Source organism: Aquitalea pelogenes, assembly GCF_041914625.1.
Taxonomy (GTDB): Bacteria; Pseudomonadota; Gammaproteobacteria; order Burkholderiales; family Chromobacteriaceae; genus Aquitalea; species Aquitalea pelogenes.
Map to the genome: position 1 here is coordinate 15,329 of NZ_JAYSDA010000006.1, position 15,952 is coordinate 31,280.

A 15,952-nucleotide genomic window follows, 5' to 3' on the forward strand; every position below is an offset into this window, starting at 1 on the left:
GTGGTAACGAATTGACACAGGAGGCGTTACAGCCCGGAATAGTCCGGGCCTTGGACCGGAAAATGACGGCATGCCACCGCTAAAGGCTGATTTCCACCCGGTTACGGCCAAGTTTCTTGGCAGCGTAAAGTGCCTCGTCTGCACGATGCAAAATGTCATCCAGCGCCTTGTCCTTCGCGCCGAGCATGGCCAGGCCCACGCTGAGCGTGACACAGGCCTCCGCAGGCAAGCTGGCGGCCCGGCATGCGGCATCCAGCATGGCCTGTACCCGGTGTATCACCTGCAAGGCTTCCTGTTGACTGGTTTCAGGTAACAGCAGGCCAAACTCCTCGCCACCCAGCCTGCCGGCAACATCACTTTCACGTATTCCCTGACTCAGGACCCGGCCCACCACACGGAGCAAGCTGTCACCCATCTGGTGGCCAAAGCGGTCGTTCACCTGCTTGAAGTAATCCAGGTCCAGCATCACCACACTGAGCGGCGTTGCCTGCCGCTGCGCCAGGTGCAGGTATTTGTTACCCAGTTCGGCAAACATCCGGCGATTGGGCAGGCCGGTGAGCTCGTCGGTGACCGCCAGCAAATACAGTGCATCCTGCACGCTGTGCCAGTGCGTGACATCCCGTTCGATGGCGACAAAGTGGCTGACCAGCCCGTTATCGTCATGCAGCGGCATGATGCTCATTTCAACCCAGTAGCTGCGCCCGGACTTGTGATAATTGAGCAGTTGCATGCGTAGCGGACGCCCCAGCTCCAGCCCCGCACGGATATCGTGCAGCATCGCCGGGTCGGTTTGCGGCCCTTGCAGGAAGCGTGGATTGCGACCCAGGATTTCTGACTTTTCGTAGCCGCACAGTTGGCAAAATGCCTGATTGACGTAGACGATTTTCGGCCCGGGAGCACGGTGTGGGGCTGCTTCGGTCACCATGATGGCATCGCTGGCATGTTCGACGATAAGGCGGAAATCCCTGAGCTTGAGCACCATCTGGACACTCCTGGACATGTGCGTGAGTCCTGACGCTTAGGAATAGAAACCCGACCGGCTTAAAGCAAGCCATCCTGTCACTTGGGACATGTTTATTGTTAAGCGCTATCTTGCTGATTCACATGGCAATTATTTATATTATGTCCATAATATAAATATCATCCGGCTAAAGAATTCAGCATGCGTTACGACAAACAGCACAAGACCGCCATCCGCCAGCGCATTCTGGACATGGCCACACTGCGTTTCCGTTCCGAAGGCATTGCCGCGGTTGGCATTGCCAACCTGATGGCGGATCTGGGCCTGACCCATGGCGGCTTTTACTGGCATTTCAAGGACAAGGAAGACCTGGTGGCGCAAGCCTGCCAGCAGGCCATGCAATCTGTCGATCAGCAATGGCAGCAACAGATGCAGCTGGCAACACCTGGCAGCAAACGCCTGTCGGTGGCACAACATTATCTGAGCATCCAGCATCGGGACTTCCCGGACACCGGCTGCGTGGCTGCGGCACTGGCCGGCGAACTCAGTCGGCATACACCGGCCACGCGTCAGGCCTTCACCGCCAGCCTGCAACAACAGCTGGCCACCCTGGCAAGCGCCGCCGGACAAGATGGTGATTCTGATGCCACCCCCCTGACACCCTGCGCCCAGCTCAGCCTGATGGTGGGTGCCATGCTGCTGGCACGGGCGGTAACCGACCCGGCACTATCCGGCCAGTTGCTGGCGGAAGCCGAAGCGCTGATCGCCCATCATTCCGGCTCAGCAGCCGGTTGAGCACTGCGCAGGCAGGCTTGACGGGTTTCCTGCACCAGACGCGCCAGTTCACCGCTGCGCTGTATGGCCAGCAAACCGCGGTTGAAACGGTCAATCAGCTCGGCACCATGCGGATGCTTCTTCCAGATCACCACATGCATCGGAGCCAGCCAGAAGGGCTGGGAATGCTGCAGTTTTGCGGCGTCGGCGCGGGAGAAGTGACGACCGAGCAGAAACAGGCCGACTTCTTCTTCAATGGGAAACAGGTCGATACGCCGCGCCAGCAGCTTGCGGAAGTTGCTCAGGTCGTCGGCGGCACCGTCGGTATGCAACACCCCCTGACGCACCAGCCGGTCGAATTCGTCCGAGTAATAGTTGCCAATGGTGATGCCGATACGCATGCCGGACAGCTCGGCCAGCTGTTTCCAGCTCACCACATGGCTGCGCTGCTGGAAAAACACCATGCGCGCGGAAAGAACCGGTTTGGTATACAGCAGGTCCTGCAGACGGTCCGGACTGGGCGCCCACCCCAGGCTGCCATCCACCATGCCGTTGCGGGCCGATTGCAGGCTGCGGTTATTGGGCATGAAGCGGTAACGCACCGTCACGCTGCTGCGGGCAAAGGCAGCACTCACGACGCGGGACAAAATGCCGTTATCAGGCAGATTGGCACCGATGTAAGGCGGCCAGTCATCTGCACTGAGCACAATGGCCATCTGCCCCGATGGCAAGGGGGCTGAACGCTGGGCATGCACCGGCCCCGGCAGGCCGCATAAGACGGCAGCGCACGGGACCAGCCAGACCAGCCGTCTGGCCATCCACCACCAAGGTGCTGCACATGCTGCAATCATGTCCTGCTCCGAATCAGGAGTGCCTGACAACCGGCCACCTTGTGCCGGGCTTCCCCGCGTCAGCCGGGATATGCCTTTGTTTATGATGGAAAAATGGCCCGGCGACCAATCCAAGAGGATACGAGTCCGGGCCATGGACAGCAAGCATGGGCAGCGTGCAGCAGGTGCCGCTGCCATGTCCTGTCAGTTTAGCGCTTGCCCGGCGAGAGCAAGGCCGAAACCTGGCGTGCAGGCTGGCTGCGACGTTGCTGCGTCTGGCCACCGGCAGGCTTGGCGGCTTGTGTCTGACGCGAGCCTTGCGGCTGAGCCGCTGCCGGCTTGTTGCGCGGTGTGTTGCCCGTCGGGCTGCGATGGCCATGGCCGGTAGGCTTGGCTTGCTGCTCATGGCGCGGCTTGCCGCCACCCTGGCCCTGACGTGCGCCCTGACCCTGACGGCCACCGCCACCCTGGCCGCGGCCACGACCGCTATTGCCACCCATGGGGATGGGTTCCGGCTTCACGTTCAGGTCGGCTTCAAAGCCGGGTACAGTAAAGCGGGCGATGGATTGCTTGGTCAGCTTTTCGATGTCACGCAGGAAATTGAATTCATCGACGCACACCAGCGATACCGCTTCGCCCGGACTGCCGGCTCGGCCGGTACGGCCGATACGGTGTACATAGTCTTCCGGCACATTCGGCAACTCAAAGTTGACCACGTGCGGCAGCTGATCGATATCCAGGCCGCGGGCGGCGATATCAGTGGCCACCAGCACTTGCAGGGTGGAATTCTTGAAGTCGGCCAAGGCGCGGGTACGGGCATTCTGGCTCTTGTTGCCGTGAATGGCTGCGGCCGGAATGCCGATCTTGTCCAGCTTTTCCGCCAGACGGTTGGCACCGTGCTTGGTGCGGGTGAACACCAGCACCTGATACCAGTTGTGATCGCGGATCAGCTTGATCAGCAGATCGGTCTTCTTGTCGCGGTCCACCAGATGCACGCGCTGGTCCACCAGCTCGTTGGTGGTGTTGCGGCGCGCCACTTCCACCAGCTTGGGTTGATCCAGCAGCTTGTCGGCCAGCGCCTTGATCTCGTCGGAGAAGGTGGCCGAAAACAGCAGGTTCTGCCGCTTGGCCGGCAGCAGGGCCAGCACCTTGCGGATGTCGTGGATGAAGCCCATGTCCAGCATGCGGTCGGCCTCGTCCAGCACCAGGATTTCCACGGCAGACAGATCCAGCGTGCGCTGGCTGACATGGTCGAGCAGGCGGCCCGGCGTGGCCACCAGAATGTCCACCGGCTTGCGCAGCGCGGCAATCTGCGGGTTGATGCCGACACCACCAAACATCACCATGGATTTGAGCGGCAGGTATTTGCCGTATTCGCGGACCGACTCTTCCACCTGGGCGGCCAGTTCACGCGTGGGGGTCAGCACCAGCGCGCGCGGTTTACCCGCCTGACGCGACGGTTTGCCCATCAGCAATTGCAGCAATGGCAGGGTGAAACCGGCGGTCTTGCCGGTACCGGTTTGCGCGGCAGCCAGCAAATCGCCACCCTTGAGTACCTGCGGAATGGCTTGTGCCTGGATGGGTGTGGGCACGGTGTAACCGGTATCGGCCACGGCACGCAACAAATCCTGGGCCAGGCCAAGGTCAGCAAAGCTTAAATCGGACATACAACACTCCTGCGACTGCCTGATCGCAGTAAGCGACACCAATCTAGGCTGACGGTAAACAATTGAATTGAATGCGGGTGGCCGCGGGATGAGGCCTGCATTGTGCGCCGATTGGCAAGACGCGAAAGCGGGCGAGTTTACAGACAATTGCCCATGCTGGGAAATCATCCTGCGGAATGATGCAGCAGGACGGGGCTGCACGTGGCACAATACTGCATGCTCAAATTCCGTCCCGTACCCACTGCAATCTGCTTGCTGCTGCTTGCACCCGGCCTGGCGCATGCCCTGAACGGTGCACATTCGCTTGGTACCGGACAGGACCGTAGCGGAGGCCGTGGCAACATCAGCAGCACACGCACGCCACCGGCCGCGGTGACGCCGCCGATTGCCACCATTGCGGCCACCGAATTTGACTGCAACAAGCCGGCCAACCCCATGGAAACCATGCTGTGCCAGGATGAAGGCCTGATCCGGCTGGGCAACCGGCTGGACAAGGTCTACACCCAGGCCATGGACAAGGCCCGCCAGACGCCGGCAGGCGCGCTGAGCGTCAGCAAGCTGCAACAGGAGCAGCGCCACTGGGCGCACAACCTGAAGGAATGCATGAAGAACGACAACCCCCATATGTGTCTGGGGGATACCTACATCCTGCGCATTACCGAACTGCAGGCCAGCTGGGAACTGGCGCCCTCGCTGACCCCGCTGCATTATCTGTGCGGTGGTGGCGGCAACAACGACGTACTGGCCACCTTTTACCGTACCAAACCCGCCACCGCGCGGCTGGTACGTGGCAAGAGCCAGGCCATCCTGCACCAGCAGGAACTGGTCACCGGCGGTGCCCGCTATGCCGGTCAGAATGTCGAATTCACCATCCGCGGCAAGGAAGCCAGCATCAACTGGAAAGGCGAAAGCCTGCTGTGCATCAGCCAGCCTGAACAATAAGTCCATACTCCTGCACCGGCCGGCAGCCGCACCGGACCGTGTGCAGCCAACATTGCAACCCGGATATCACTCATGGCCCTTACCGCCACCATTTACAAAGCCGGTCTGTCGATTTCCGACATGGACCGCGGCTATTACGCCAGCCATAACCTGACCCTGGCACAACACCCGTCCGAAACCGTGGAGCGCCTGATGGTGCGCCTGGTGGCCTTTGTGCTCAATGCCAGCGAAACCCTCAGCTTTACCCGTGGCCTGAGTGCCGACGACGAGGCCGAACTGTGGCAGAAGAATTACAGCGACGAAATCGAACTGTGGATAGAACTGGGCGAACCGGATGAAAAGCGGCTGAAGAAAGCCTGCAGCCGCGCCGACAAGGTCGTGTTGTACACCTATGGCGGCCGCTCCAGCGAGGTATGGTGGCCGCAAATCGAAAACAAGCTGGCCAAGCTGGACAAGCTCAGCGTCTACCGCATCAGCACCGCCACCCAGGCCGAGCTGGCCGCGCTGTGCCAGCGCAGCATGCAACTGACTGCCACCGTACAGGACGGCCAACTATGGCTGGCCGATGAAAGCCGCAATGTGCTGGTGGAAGTGGAAGCCCTGAAAGTGCCCCACTAAACCATTCAATCCATCAAGGCCGCGGCATGGCGGCAGCCAGCTGGCGTGCCGCCTCGTCACCCTCTTCCAGCGACTGGATCACCCCTTGCCGGTCTTGCGGCAGCCGGTTCTGGCTCAGCTTGGCCTTGACCTCCCAACGCGCCACCCGCAAACGGAAACCCACAATGCCGCGCTGCATGGCGGCCATCGCCGCTGGCGGCATGGCGTCGGTACTCCATCCATCCGGGCCTTCAAAATGACGCGCCAGCTGGCTTAACAGTTCACCCAGCTGCGCGCCGTCCACCGGCTCTGCCCGGCCATGGGCATGTGCCACCCGGTAATTCCAGGTAGGCACCATGCCATCGGACACATACCAGCGCGGTGACACATAGCCATGTGCACCGGCAAACACCGCTACGCTGTCTTGTGCAAACAGCACTCCGGCATGCGGATTGGCCCGCGCCAGATGGCCCAGCAGGCAATCAGGATGTTGCGGATCGGGCAACAGCACCACATGGCTGATCCACGGTTCGTCTGCCGCCGGGGTAATCAGGGTGGCCAGCGGATTATCCGCCAACACGCGCGCGGCATACCCAGCTTCGGCACGAAATGCAGACGGGCAATACAGGCTCATCGCGATACTCCATCAACACGATTGATCAAGGGCCAATCCGGTTGACTACCCGGTGCCGCTACTGGCGCATGGCAATGGCCAGCCGGTTCAGCGCATTCATGCTGGCGATGGCCATGGTCAGGTCGCAGATTTCCTGAGCGTTGAAGTGTTCCAGCAACGGGTTATACGCCGCGTCATCCGCCTGTGTGCCGGCAATCAGCGTCACCGACTCGGCCCAGGCCAGCGCAGCCCTCTCCCGCGCACTGAAGTGCGGACTCAGTCGCCAGCCGGCCAGCGTGTCCAGCCGCGCCGCAGTTTCGCCGCCGCTGCGCAGCGCCCGGCTGTGCATGTCGAGGCAGAATGCACAGCCATTGATCTGCGAGACCCGCAGGTAAACCAGCTCCACCAGATTACGCCCCAGCGGGCTTTCCGCCAGCTGTTGCTTGATGGCACGTAGATGCTGCAAGGCAGGGGCAGACAGCTCGACATAGGGCAGGCGCAAATTCGACATATTGGTAACTCCTCAACGGGACCGGCTCATTATCCGGGCAATAAGCGGCTCCATCACAGAGCCAATCGTGATCATATGGAAGGAACCAATCTGCCAGCATCACCCGTCGGTTTCAGTGCGGCCATGCCTGCCACAACATCCAGCCGGCCATGCCCAGCAACAACAGGCCACAGCCACGGTCCAGCCATTGCCTGCCACGCGGCCCCACGCGCCGCAATACGCTGCCCAGACCAAACGCCAGCACACACCACCACAATGCCGAGCCGGTCACCACACCCAGCACCATCACCCAGGCCTCTGCCGCCCCGGGCCGGGCATGGCCGGACAAGCTGGAAAAAACCGCCACGAAGGACAAGATGGTCATCGGGTTGCCCAGCGTCAGCGCCAGGGTGGAGGCATAAGCCCGTAGCAGACTGGCAGCCACACTGCCGCCGGTGTCTGCCTCCGGCCGGACAGAACGTCCAAGCATGCCCACTGCCATCCAGGCCAGAAACAGGCTGCCCGCCAGCGACAGCGGCAGGGCCAGTGCCGTCAGCTGGCTGATCAACACCGTCATCCCCATCGCCCCCAGCGTGGCGTAAATACCATCCGCTGTGGCGGCCCCAAGTCCGGTGGCCAGTCCCATCCACGCTCCTTGCTGCAAGGTGCGCTCAATACATAGCAGGCCGATGGGGCCTACCGGTGCGGCAATGGCCACCCCCACCAGCATGGCCTGGACAAACAGTTCTGCAAGCAACATGGTATTTCCTCCGCTTGATGCAGATAGTCTGCCCGGCCACATCCGTCCTGCACATGCTGTTTTTCAGGCCAAATACCAATCAGAGCTGATAAATTAAGGCAATTTCCCTTGATGGCAGCAAAAGAGGCACAGCATGGAAATAGACAGCAAGTCATGGAAGATTCTGGAGTGCCTGCAACAGGACGCACGGCTGTCGCTCACCGAGCTGGCGCGGGCTGTGGAAATGTCAGTGCCGGCGGTGTCCGAACGGGTGCGGCGGCTGGAAGAGTCCGGCGTGATTCAGGGCTATCATGCGCGGCTGGCACCGCAAAAGGCCGGCTATACCTTGTCGGCCATGGTGGGCATCACCGTGCCGCAACCCTACAAGAAGAAACTGCTGGATTTGCTGGGCAGCATGCCGGAAGTGATGGAATGTCATCACGTCACCGGTGCCGATTCCTACCTGTTCCGACTGCTGGCGCGCGATGTGGCGCATCTGGAAGCGCTGGTGGCACGGGTGAACCATCTGGGCGAAACCCGCACCTCCATCATCCTGTCCACCCCCATCAGCCAGCAAGCCTTGCGACAACCACGTTAATTTGTATGTAAGCCGAACCTTAATGTCATCTGCCTGTCGTAAAATCCCAAGATCCACACCCCTCTGACACGCTCCATGACTTCGCTGACCTTGCGCCCTGCCACTTTCGACGACGCCGCACTGATTGCCCGGCTACATACCGAAAGCTGGCAAAACAGCTATCGCAAAATCCTGTCCGACGACTATCTGGACCATGTCGCCCCGACGGAACGCCACACCATGTGGACCCGCCGCTTTCATTACGACAATCACCTGTGGGTACAACTGGCCTTGTGGGATAGTGAGCCGGTAGGTTTTGTCTGCCTGCTGCCCGATGGCGAAACCGAGCGCGGCCTGTTGCTGGACAATCTGCATGTGCTGCCCGGTCAGCAAGGCCGTGGCGTGGGGCGCACCCTGTTACTGGCTGCCGCCGCCGAGGCGCATCGCCTGCAATCCGGCACCCCCATGCACTTGTGGGTGTACGAAGCCAATAGCGATGCCCGCCGCTTCTACAACCGCATGGGTGGGGAAATGGTAGACCGCGAAAGTGTGCTGGCTCCGGATGGCAGCAAGGCCGTTGCGCTGTGCTACCGCTGGAAGCAGCCGGCACTGCTGGCCGGCAGCGGCAGCGTGGCAGCCTGATCCGCCGCAGCCGCCAGCGCTTTGCTACACTGGCGGCATGTCTGCCCTCAAATATCTGCTGCATTACCCGCCCGCCCTGCTTGCCCAGGTTCAGGCCCGTCTGGATGACGGCAGCCTCGGCCAGTGGCTGGCTGCCCGTTACCCCGCCAGTCATCAGGTACAAAGCGATAATGCGCTGTACCAGTATGTCAGCGCGCTCAAGCAGCGCTACCTGAAGAATGCCCCGGCGCCCACCAAGGTGCTGTTCGACAACCAGCAGCATCCGGTCAAGGGCACGCTGGGCACCAATACCCAGATTTCCCGCATACAAGGCGGCAAGCTCAAGGCCAAGCATGAAATCCGCATTGCCAGCCTGTTCCGCGACGCGCCAGAGCCGTTTTTGCGCATGATCGTGGTGCACGAACTGGCCCATCTGCGCGAAAAGAACCACGACAAGGCCTTCTACCAGCTGTGTTGCCATATGGAACCGGACTACCACCAGCTGGAGTTCGACACCCGGCTATGGCTCACCCTGCGCGAACTGCCGCAGGGCTGAGCATGCCGCAAGGCGGCTCAGGCCTCCACCTGCGCCAGCTGGCGCGCCAGGAAGCCGGCAATGTGCCGGTAAGTGCGGGCGCACTCGTCGGCGACCAGCTGCTCCATGTTCAGGAAGGCATGGATCAGGTCATCAAAATGCAGGTGCTCGCACACCACGCCCGCAGCCTGCAACTTGTCCAGATAGCGTAGTGCTTCGTCGCGCAGCGGGTCGAAACCGGCGGATACCACCAGGGTGGCGGGCATGCGCGGCGTCACGGTCATGTGCAGCGGGGACGCTGCCAGCCGGTCCTCGCCACGCTGGAAATAATTGTCGAAATACCAGGCAATGCGATCGCTGTTGAGGAAATAGCCTTCGCCATTCTCGGTAATCGACGGCAGGCTCATGCTGTAGTCCAGACTGGGGTAAATCAGTATCTGGGCAGCAATCTGCAAGGCGGTATCGTGCTGCGAACGCGCACTGACAGTGGCAGCCAGCGCCGCCCCGGCCGAGTCGCCCGCCAGGGACAGTTGCCGCACAAAGGGCAGGCCACGGGCATCCAGTGCGGCAAACACGCCACGCGCAGCGGCATAAGCATCGTGCAATGCCGCCGGATAAGGGTTCTCCGGTGCCAGCCGGTATTCCGGCACCACCACCACGCAACCGGTAGCGGCTGCCAGCCTGCGGCTGATGGGGTCATACACGCTGACACTGCCCGCGGTATGACCGCCGCCGTGCAAGAACAACAAGACCGGGCGCGCCTCGTCCGGTGCCGGATGATAAATGCGCACCGGCACGCTGTAATCGCGGCCATGAACGATTTCATCATTCACCCAGGCAATATCCGGACCGGGGCTCACCAGCGTACGGGTGACATTGGCCAGGGCCTCGCGGGCACCAATGGCGGTAGGTTTGTAGCCGCTTTCCTGCAAACGGCGAATAAGCTGGTTCAATTGCGACAACCAGTCAGTCAGCTTTGGGCTGACAGCATGCATGGCACTTCTCCTGAGTCGGGTGCTGAGTCGGTCTGATAGCGCATCAGGCCGACATTAATATACCAAAGTCATGAATGATGCCAGCATGCGCGGCACGCGTCAGGGTGCCAGTTGGTCGCGCTGTGCCAGTTGTGGAAACCAGCGCATCCACAGCACCACCACCAGCAAGGTCCCCACACCACCCAGCACCACGGCCGGAACCGCACCCAGCCAGGCCGCCGTCACACCGGACTCGAATTCACCAAGCTGGTTTGAGGCACCAATGAACAGGGAGTTCACCGAATTGACGCGGCCACGCATGTCATCCGGTGTTTCCAGCTGCACCAGCGTGCCGCGGATCACCACGCTGATGACATCGGCCGAACCCAGCAGCATCAGCGCCAGCAAGGACAGCGGGAAACTGCTGGACAGGCCGAACAGGATGGTGGCGAAGCCAAACACCGCCACCGCCGCAAACATGATGTGACCGGAGCGCCGCCTGATGGGGTGGCGCATCAGCCAGGCTGACATCAGCAAGGCCCCGGCCGCCGGTGCCGAGCGCAACAGGCCCAGACCCCAGGGGCCGGTCAGCAGGATGTCGTGGGCAAAAATGGGCAACAGTGCCGTGGCCCCACCCAGCAGCACGGCAAACAGGTCCAGCGATATTGCCCCCAGGATATCCGGGCGACTGCGGATGAAACGCACCCCCATCAACAGGGAGTCCAGCGACACGCGCTGGCCGGTAGGCAACACCCGGCTGGAAGGCAGCAGGCTGACCAGCAGCAGGCAAGCGAGGAAGCTGGCGGCAGACAAGCCATAAGTCAGTTCCGCCCCCAGCGCATACAGAAAACCGCCCAGTGCGGGGGCGATGATGGTGGCGGCCTCATTGGCCGAGGCTGCCATGGCAATGGCCTGCCCCAGCAGACGCGGCGGCACGATATTGGGCAACAAGGACTGCATGGCTGGCATGTCGAAGGCACGGCAGCAGCCCACCACCACCGACAGGGCAAAGATCAGCCCGCGACTGACCTGCCAGCCCGCGCCCAGATTACCCAGCAGCAGCACGCTTGCCGCCACCGCCTGAATGGCCAGGCTGACAGCCACCACCCGCCGCCGGTCGAAGCGGTCGGACACCGCGCCGGTCACCAGCACCAGCAGCACCCGTGGCAAAAACTGCAACAGGCCCACCAGGCCCAGGTCCAGCGCACTGCCGGTCAGTGCATACACCTGCCAGCCAATGGCGACGGTAAGAATTTGAAAACCGGCCGTCAGCAATACACGAGCCAACCAGAAATGCCAGAAAGGGCGGCAATGCCGCAAGGATGCAGACGCGTCGTTCATGGAAGCAGTAAAGACGGCCGGAATGGCCATGACAAAGAACTCAAGCCTACCGGCTAAACGCCTGTAACTCTAGCCTTACACCCCACGCTTAACACTTGCTGACACAATCCTCCGGCACGGCATGCGGCGCAGCTCAGGCAAACAGCCGCGCCAGCCAGCCGGCCTGGCGCACCGGCTGCAAGCAGGCGGATGCCTCCTGCACCAGCTCGGCCACCAATTCGTGGTCCACCACCGGCCGTTGCACCTGCAAGAGGTCCTGCTCTCCGGTGGGGGCAAGTGCCAGGCCCTGCCCTTGCCGGTGCAGGCGGTAGCCCCCGCCGCAAGAGGGACAATGCACGGTGTCGCCATCCTGCATGCGCCGCGGGATGGCGATGATGGGACCGCAGGCCTGGCATTGCTGCAAGGGAATGCCTGCTTCGCTGTGACCGACGATGTGTTCCAGCTTGCCGGCTTCACCCAGCGCGATGAAGTGCTCGCCGCAAGTGCGGTCGAACTGGCTGCCCAGATTTTCGCGAATGATGTCCAGCGCCCGCGCAATCGGCATGCCTGCCCGGTAGGGACGGTGGCTGGTCATGGCGTCAAAGGCATCGGCAATGCCGACGATGCGCGCCACCATGGGAATGGCATCGCCCTTGAGGCCAGCCGGATAGCCTCGGCCATCCGGGGTTTCGTGATGCATCAGCACCGCTTCCATGGCCAGGGCGGCCAGCGGATGCTCGCGCAGCAAATCTGCCCCCTGCTGCGGATGGGTCTTGATCACCGCATACTCGTCGTCAGTCAGACGGTCGCGCTTGTTGAGAATGGCATCGGGTACGCCAATCTTGCCCAGATCATGCAGAAAGCCGCCCAGCATGATACGCAGTACCTCGCCGCGCGCCAGCCCCATTTCCTGCGCCAGCAGGCCGGAGAAACGCGACACCCGCCATAAATGGCCACCGGTATAGGCGTCACGGGTTTCCACCATCATGGCCATGGTGTAGAGGGTTTTGAGTAATTCCTGCGCTGCCTGCATGCTCTGCTCCGCAAAATGGCCACACACTGGCCGTGATCTGGCTGTCTGTCATGGGTCGAGCCAGTCAATGAATTCTTACAGCTTAGTGCTAATTTTGAGGCATGCCCCCCGAGGGCTTACAATTGCCCTCATTCCAGAAAGAAAGCCCCTCATGTCCCACACCCTGAGCACCCTGCTGCAAGCCGCCGCCGATCGCCGCAGCGAGCTTGTCAGTCGCCTGCTGGCAGAAGATACCAATAGCTACCGCCTGTTTCATGGCAGTGTGGAAGGGGTATCCGGCCTGACCATAGACCGCTATGGCGATTTGCTGCTGGTGCAGAGCTTCCACCAGTCGCTGAGCGACGAAGAGCTGGACGAAATCCGCCAGTTTTACGCCGCCAGCCTGCCTGAACTGCAACTGGTCTACAACGACCGCAGCAATGCCAACTCGCGCATCAGCAATACCCTGAGCCTGGCGGAACAGGCCGTGGCCGAAGAAAACCGCGTGGCACACGAGCTGGGCATCCGTTATCACATCCGCGCCCGCCACAGCGGCCAGGACCCGTGGCTGTTCCTCGACCTGCGCGCCGGTCGCCGCCGCGTGATGCAGCTGGCCGAAGGCAAGAGCGTGCTCAATCTGTTTGCCTACACCTGCGGGGTGGGCCTGGCCGCAGCCAAAGGCGGTGCCAGCTTCGTGATGAATGTGGATTTTGCCGAATCCAGCCTGGCCGTGGGCCGTGCCAATGCCAAGCTCAACAGCCTGGCCACCCGTCCGCGCTGCGTGCAAAGCGATGCCTTTGCTGCCCTGCGCCAGCTGTCCGGCATCGGCCAGCCCAAGATGGTACGCGGCAAGAAAATGCCGCCCTTCCCCACGCTGGAAGCGCGCCAGTTCGATGTGGTCTTCCTCGACCCGCCGCGCTACGCCAAGAGCCCCTTCGGCGTGGTGGACCTGATCAACGACTACCAGGCCCTGTTCAAGCCTGCGCTGTTGTGCACCGCGCCGGGCGGGGTGCTGATCTGCTGCAATAACGTGGCCCAGGTGGATGGCAATGCCTGGCTGGAAGCGCTCAAACGCAGTGCAGAAAAAGCCGGCCGTCCGATTCAGGCGGTAGAGTGGATCACCCCGGAAGAAGACTTCCCCAGCCTGGATGGCCAGCATCCGCTCAAGATCGTGCAGCTACACGTTTGATCGCCTGACCAGGCACAACGCCTTGCCCACCCGGCAAGGCGTTTTTGTTTGTCCCGCACCCTTGCCACGCCTGCAGGCAACCATGCCATAAACATATTACTTCCTGCCGATCTGGCTGCCCGGCTGACCCGCCCCGCCATCTGCCATGCAAAAAAAGCATTGCTGATTGCTTCGCTTCAAGCTAAGGTCATACACCCATACAACCTCAACGGACCTCATGTCCGGACAAGGACGATCTTTATGTTTTCCTGGTTTGAAAAACGGGTGGAAGTCTACCCGGATACCCCTCCCGTACAGCCTCCCAAGGGCTTCTTTCCTTTTGTCTGGTCCGCCACCAGTGGCATGCGCCCCTACATCCTGTGCATGACCCTGCTGACAGCGACCATTGGTGCCTTTGAAGCACTGCTGTTTTCCATGCTGGGCTCGGTGGTGGACTGGCTAAGCCATGTGGCGCCCTCCCGCCTGTGGACGCAGGAACGCGAGCATTTGCTGTTGCTGGGCGGCATTTTGCTGGCCAGTCCGGTACTGATTGCGCTGCAGGCCATGTTCAAATACCAAAGCCTGTTCGGCAATTTCCCCATGCGGCTGCGCTGGCAGTTCCACCGCCATCTGCTGGGGCAAAGCATGAGCTTTTATCAGGACGAGTTTGCCGGGCGGGTAGCCGCCAAAGTGATGCAGACTGCGCTGGCGGTACGCGATACCGTGCTGATCATCACCGACATCCTGGTATTCGTGGTGATCTACTTCATCACCATGGTGGCCGTGGTGGGCAGTTTCGATCGTGTCCTGCTGCTGCCCTTTGTCGGCTGGCTGCTGCTGTATGTCGCCACCCTGGCCTTTTTTGTGCCACGGCTGGGCAAGGCGTCCACGCGCCAGGCTGATGCCCGTTCCTTGATGACCGGCCGGGTGACCGATGCCTACACCAATATCGCCACGGTGAAGCTGTTTTCCCAGGGCCAGCGTGAGGCCGCCTTCACCAAGAGCGCCATGCAGGAATTCATGCAGACGGCCTATGGCCAGATGCGGCTGGTCAGCGGCTTTGAAATCGTCAACCACATCCTGAGCATGGGGCTGATTGCCAGCACCGCCGGTGCCACCCTGTGGCTGTGGACCCAGGGCGAAGTCGGCATTGGTGCGGTGGCAGCCGCCACCGCCATGGCCTTGCGTCTGAATGGCGTATCGCACTGGATCATGTGGGAAATGTCCAGCCTGTTCGAGAACATCGGCACCGTACATGACGGCATCAGCACCCTGTCGCGCCCGGTGGCCATTGTGGACCGCCCGGATGCCCGCGCCTTGGAGGTGACCCGCGGCGAAGTACGCTTCGAGCAGGTGCGGTTTTCCTATGGTGGCGAGCGTACCATCGTGGACGGGCTGAACCTGACCATCCGCCCGGGTGAGAAAATCGGTCTGGTCGGGCGCAGCGGCGCGGGCAAGTCCACCATCGTCAACCTGATGTTGCGTTTTTACGATGTCGAGCATGGCCGCATCCTGATTGATGGCCAGGATATTGCCGCCGTCACCCAGGACAGCCTGCGGGCGCAAATCGGCATGGTGACGCAAGACACCTCGCTGCTGCACCGCTCGGTACGCGACAACCTGCTGTATGGCCGGCCGGATGCCAGCGACGCAGAAATGATCCATGCCGCGCGCCAGGCGGAAGCGCATGACTTCATCCAGTCACTGACCGACCCCAAGGGAAGGCGCGGCTTCGATGCCCATGTCGGTGAACGCGGCGTCAAGCTGTCCGGTGGCCAGCGCCAGCGGGTGGCCATTGCGCGGGTGATGCTGAAAGACGCGCCCATCCTGCTGCTGGACGAAGCCACCAGCGCGCTGGATTCGGAAGTGGAAGCCGCCATCCAGGGCAGCCTGTACCGGCTGATGGAAGGCAAGACGGTGATTGCCATTGCCCACCGCCTGTCCACCATTGCCGCCATGGACCGCCTGATCGTGCTGGATCAGGGCCGGGTGGTGGAAGAAGGCGACCACGCCAGCCTGCTGGCCAAAGGCGGGCTGTATGCCCGGCTGTGGGCGCACCAGAGTGGCGGATTCCTGGGTGAGGATGCCGACGAGGATGTCCGCCCCGGCGAGCTTGACCCAGCCTGATGCCG

General features: G+C 61.7%; 17 protein-coding genes. 8 read left to right on the forward strand and 9 right to left on the reverse strand.

All coding sequences use genetic code 11. The features are described 5' to 3' along the window. Positions 1-79: 79 nt before the first annotated feature. A complete protein-coding gene (locus ACE3SE_RS06565) occupies positions 80-1,000 on the reverse strand; it encodes a sensor domain-containing diguanylate cyclase (protein ID WP_374554293.1) in 921 nt (306 codons plus the stop codon). A gap of 162 nt (positions 1,001-1,162) precedes the next feature. Here ACE3SE_RS06565 and ACE3SE_RS06570 point away from each other — a divergent pair, with 162 nt between their 5' ends. Next, complete coding sequence (locus tag ACE3SE_RS06570; RefSeq protein ID WP_374554294.1) at positions 1,163-1,756, forward strand: TetR/AcrR family transcriptional regulator; 594 nt, start codon at positions 1,163-1,165, stop codon at positions 1,754-1,756. On the opposite strand, the gene ACE3SE_RS06575 is transcribed toward ACE3SE_RS06570, so the two are convergent. Continuing rightward, positions 1,732-2,451 carry a substrate-binding periplasmic protein gene (locus tag ACE3SE_RS06575; protein ID WP_374554295.1) on the reverse strand — a complete coding sequence of 240 codons (720 nt, stop codon included), beginning with the start codon at positions 2,449-2,451 and terminating at the stop codon, positions 1,732-1,734. The genes ACE3SE_RS06570 and ACE3SE_RS06575 overlap by 25 nt on opposite strands. 323 nt (positions 2,452-2,774) lie before the next feature. Then, positions 2,775-4,232, reverse strand: coding sequence for a DEAD/DEAH box helicase (locus tag ACE3SE_RS06580; RefSeq protein ID WP_131357035.1), 1,458 nt, complete (start codon positions 4,230-4,232; stop codon positions 2,775-2,777). A 252-nt stretch (positions 4,233-4,484) separates the two neighbouring features. On the opposite strand from ACE3SE_RS06580, the gene ACE3SE_RS06585 reads away from it, so the two are divergent. Both ACE3SE_RS06585 and ACE3SE_RS06590 read left to right on the forward strand, forming a co-directional pair. After that, complete coding sequence (locus tag ACE3SE_RS06585; RefSeq protein ID WP_374554296.1) at positions 4,485-5,174, forward strand: MliC family protein; 690 nt, start codon at positions 4,485-4,487, stop codon at positions 5,172-5,174. Between the two features lie 72 nt (positions 5,175-5,246). After that, positions 5,247-5,792, forward strand: a complete 546-nt coding sequence (locus ACE3SE_RS06590) for a YaeQ family protein (protein ID WP_062789582.1) — start codon at positions 5,247-5,249, stop codon at positions 5,790-5,792. Between the two features lie 13 nt (positions 5,793-5,805). Here the strand turns inward: ACE3SE_RS06590 and ACE3SE_RS06595 are convergent, their stop codons facing one another. From ACE3SE_RS06595 to ACE3SE_RS06605, 3 genes are all read right to left on the reverse strand, one after another. After that, entirely contained in the window at positions 5,806-6,405 is a 600-nt protein-coding gene (locus ACE3SE_RS06595) for an FMN-binding negative transcriptional regulator (RefSeq protein ID WP_374554297.1), read from the reverse strand. 58 nt (positions 6,406-6,463) lie between these two features. After that, positions 6,464-6,895: a carboxymuconolactone decarboxylase family protein gene (locus ACE3SE_RS06600; RefSeq protein ID WP_374554298.1), complete on the reverse strand. Its 432-nt coding sequence runs from the start codon at positions 6,893-6,895 to the stop codon at positions 6,464-6,466. A 112-nt stretch (positions 6,896-7,007) separates the two neighbouring features. After that, positions 7,008-7,634 (reverse strand): LysE/ArgO family amino acid transporter, encoded by a 627-nt coding sequence (locus tag ACE3SE_RS06605; RefSeq protein WP_045846326.1) that lies wholly within the window; start codon positions 7,632-7,634, stop codon positions 7,008-7,010. A gap of 133 nt (positions 7,635-7,767) precedes the next feature. Between ACE3SE_RS06605 and ACE3SE_RS06610 the strand changes: the two genes are divergently transcribed. The 3 genes from ACE3SE_RS06610 (at position 7,768) to ACE3SE_RS06620 (ending at position 9,367) form a co-directional block, all read left to right on the forward strand. Next, positions 7,768-8,211, forward strand: a complete 444-nt coding sequence (locus tag ACE3SE_RS06610; RefSeq protein ID WP_045846325.1) for an Lrp/AsnC family transcriptional regulator — start codon at positions 7,768-7,770, stop codon at positions 8,209-8,211. 75 nt (positions 8,212-8,286) lie between these two features. Further along, on the forward strand, positions 8,287-8,832 hold the full coding sequence (locus ACE3SE_RS06615; RefSeq protein ID WP_374554299.1) for a GNAT family N-acetyltransferase: 546 nt from the start codon (positions 8,287-8,289) through the stop codon (positions 8,830-8,832). A 37-nt stretch (positions 8,833-8,869) separates the two neighbouring features. Next, positions 8,870-9,367: a M48 metallopeptidase family protein gene (locus tag ACE3SE_RS06620; RefSeq protein WP_045846323.1), complete on the forward strand. Its 498-nt coding sequence runs from the start codon at positions 8,870-8,872 to the stop codon at positions 9,365-9,367. A gap of 17 nt (positions 9,368-9,384) precedes the next feature. Here ACE3SE_RS06620 and ACE3SE_RS06625 read toward each other — a convergent pair whose 3' ends face one another. The 3 genes from ACE3SE_RS06625 to ACE3SE_RS06635 all read right to left on the reverse strand — a co-directional run bounded on the left by ACE3SE_RS06625 (position 9,385) and on the right by ACE3SE_RS06635 (position 12,673). Continuing rightward, positions 9,385-10,341, reverse strand: coding sequence for an alpha/beta hydrolase (locus ACE3SE_RS06625; RefSeq protein ID WP_374554300.1), 957 nt, complete (start codon positions 10,339-10,341; stop codon positions 9,385-9,387). A gap of 99 nt (positions 10,342-10,440) precedes the next feature. Beyond that, on the reverse strand, positions 10,441-11,691 hold the full coding sequence (locus ACE3SE_RS06630; protein WP_374554301.1) for an MFS transporter: 1,251 nt from the start codon (positions 11,689-11,691) through the stop codon (positions 10,441-10,443). Between the two features lie 103 nt (positions 11,692-11,794). Beyond that, a complete protein-coding gene (locus tag ACE3SE_RS06635; protein ID WP_374554302.1) occupies positions 11,795-12,673 on the reverse strand; it encodes an HD domain-containing phosphohydrolase in 879 nt (292 codons plus the stop codon). Positions 12,674-12,824: 151 nt separating this feature from the next. Between ACE3SE_RS06635 and ACE3SE_RS06640 the strand changes: the two genes are divergently transcribed. Continuing rightward, positions 12,825-13,841 (forward strand): class I SAM-dependent rRNA methyltransferase, encoded by a 1,017-nt coding sequence (locus ACE3SE_RS06640; RefSeq protein ID WP_374554303.1) that lies wholly within the window; start codon positions 12,825-12,827, stop codon positions 13,839-13,841. Positions 13,842-14,081: 240 nt separating this feature from the next. Beyond that, a complete protein-coding gene (locus tag ACE3SE_RS06645; protein ID WP_374554304.1) occupies positions 14,082-15,947 on the forward strand; it encodes an ABC transporter ATP-binding protein in 1,866 nt (621 codons plus the stop codon). Positions 15,948-15,952 lie beyond the last annotated feature (5 nt).

Bases quoted from the DNA above. Each gene is read 5' to 3' on its own strand.
- ACE3SE_RS06635 (WP_374554302.1), bottom strand. From the start codon at position 12,673: ATGCAGGCAGCGCAGGAATTACTCAAAACCCTCTACACCATGGCCATG.
- ACE3SE_RS06595 (WP_374554297.1), bottom strand. From the start codon at position 6,405: ATGAGCCTGTATTGCCCGTCTGCATTTCGTGCCGAAGCTGGGTATGCC.
- ACE3SE_RS06605 (WP_045846326.1), bottom strand. From the start codon at position 7,634: ATGTTGCTTGCAGAACTGTTTGTCCAGGCCATGCTGGTGGGGGTGGCC.
- ACE3SE_RS06615 (WP_374554299.1), top strand. From the start codon at position 8,287: ATGACTTCGCTGACCTTGCGCCCTGCCACTTTCGACGACGCCGCACTG.
- ACE3SE_RS06620 (WP_045846323.1), top strand. From the start codon at position 8,870: ATGTCTGCCCTCAAATATCTGCTGCATTACCCGCCCGCCCTGCTTGCC.
- ACE3SE_RS06625 (WP_374554300.1), bottom strand. From the start codon at position 10,341: ATGCATGCTGTCAGCCCAAAGCTGACTGACTGGTTGTCGCAATTGAAC.
- ACE3SE_RS06600 (WP_374554298.1), bottom strand. From the start codon at position 6,895: ATGTCGAATTTGCGCCTGCCCTATGTCGAGCTGTCTGCCCCTGCCTTG.
- ACE3SE_RS06630 (WP_374554301.1), bottom strand. From the start codon at position 11,691: ATGGCCATTCCGGCCGTCTTTACTGCTTCCATGAACGACGCGTCTGCA.
- ACE3SE_RS06640 (WP_374554303.1), top strand. From the start codon at position 12,825: ATGTCCCACACCCTGAGCACCCTGCTGCAAGCCGCCGCCGATCGCCGC.
- ACE3SE_RS06570 (WP_374554294.1), top strand. From the start codon at position 1,163: ATGCGTTACGACAAACAGCACAAGACCGCCATCCGCCAGCGCATTCTG.
- ACE3SE_RS06580 (WP_131357035.1), bottom strand. From the start codon at position 4,232: ATGTCCGATTTAAGCTTTGCTGACCTTGGCCTGGCCCAGGATTTGTTG.
- ACE3SE_RS06645 (WP_374554304.1), top strand. From the start codon at position 14,082: ATGTTTTCCTGGTTTGAAAAACGGGTGGAAGTCTACCCGGATACCCCT.
- ACE3SE_RS06565 (WP_374554293.1), bottom strand. From the start codon at position 1,000: ATGTCCAGGAGTGTCCAGATGGTGCTCAAGCTCAGGGATTTCCGCCTT.
- ACE3SE_RS06590 (WP_062789582.1), top strand. From the start codon at position 5,247: ATGGCCCTTACCGCCACCATTTACAAAGCCGGTCTGTCGATTTCCGAC.
- ACE3SE_RS06610 (WP_045846325.1), top strand. From the start codon at position 7,768: ATGGAAATAGACAGCAAGTCATGGAAGATTCTGGAGTGCCTGCAACAG.
- ACE3SE_RS06575 (WP_374554295.1), bottom strand. From the start codon at position 2,451: ATGGCCATTGTGCTCAGTGCAGATGACTGGCCGCCTTACATCGGTGCC.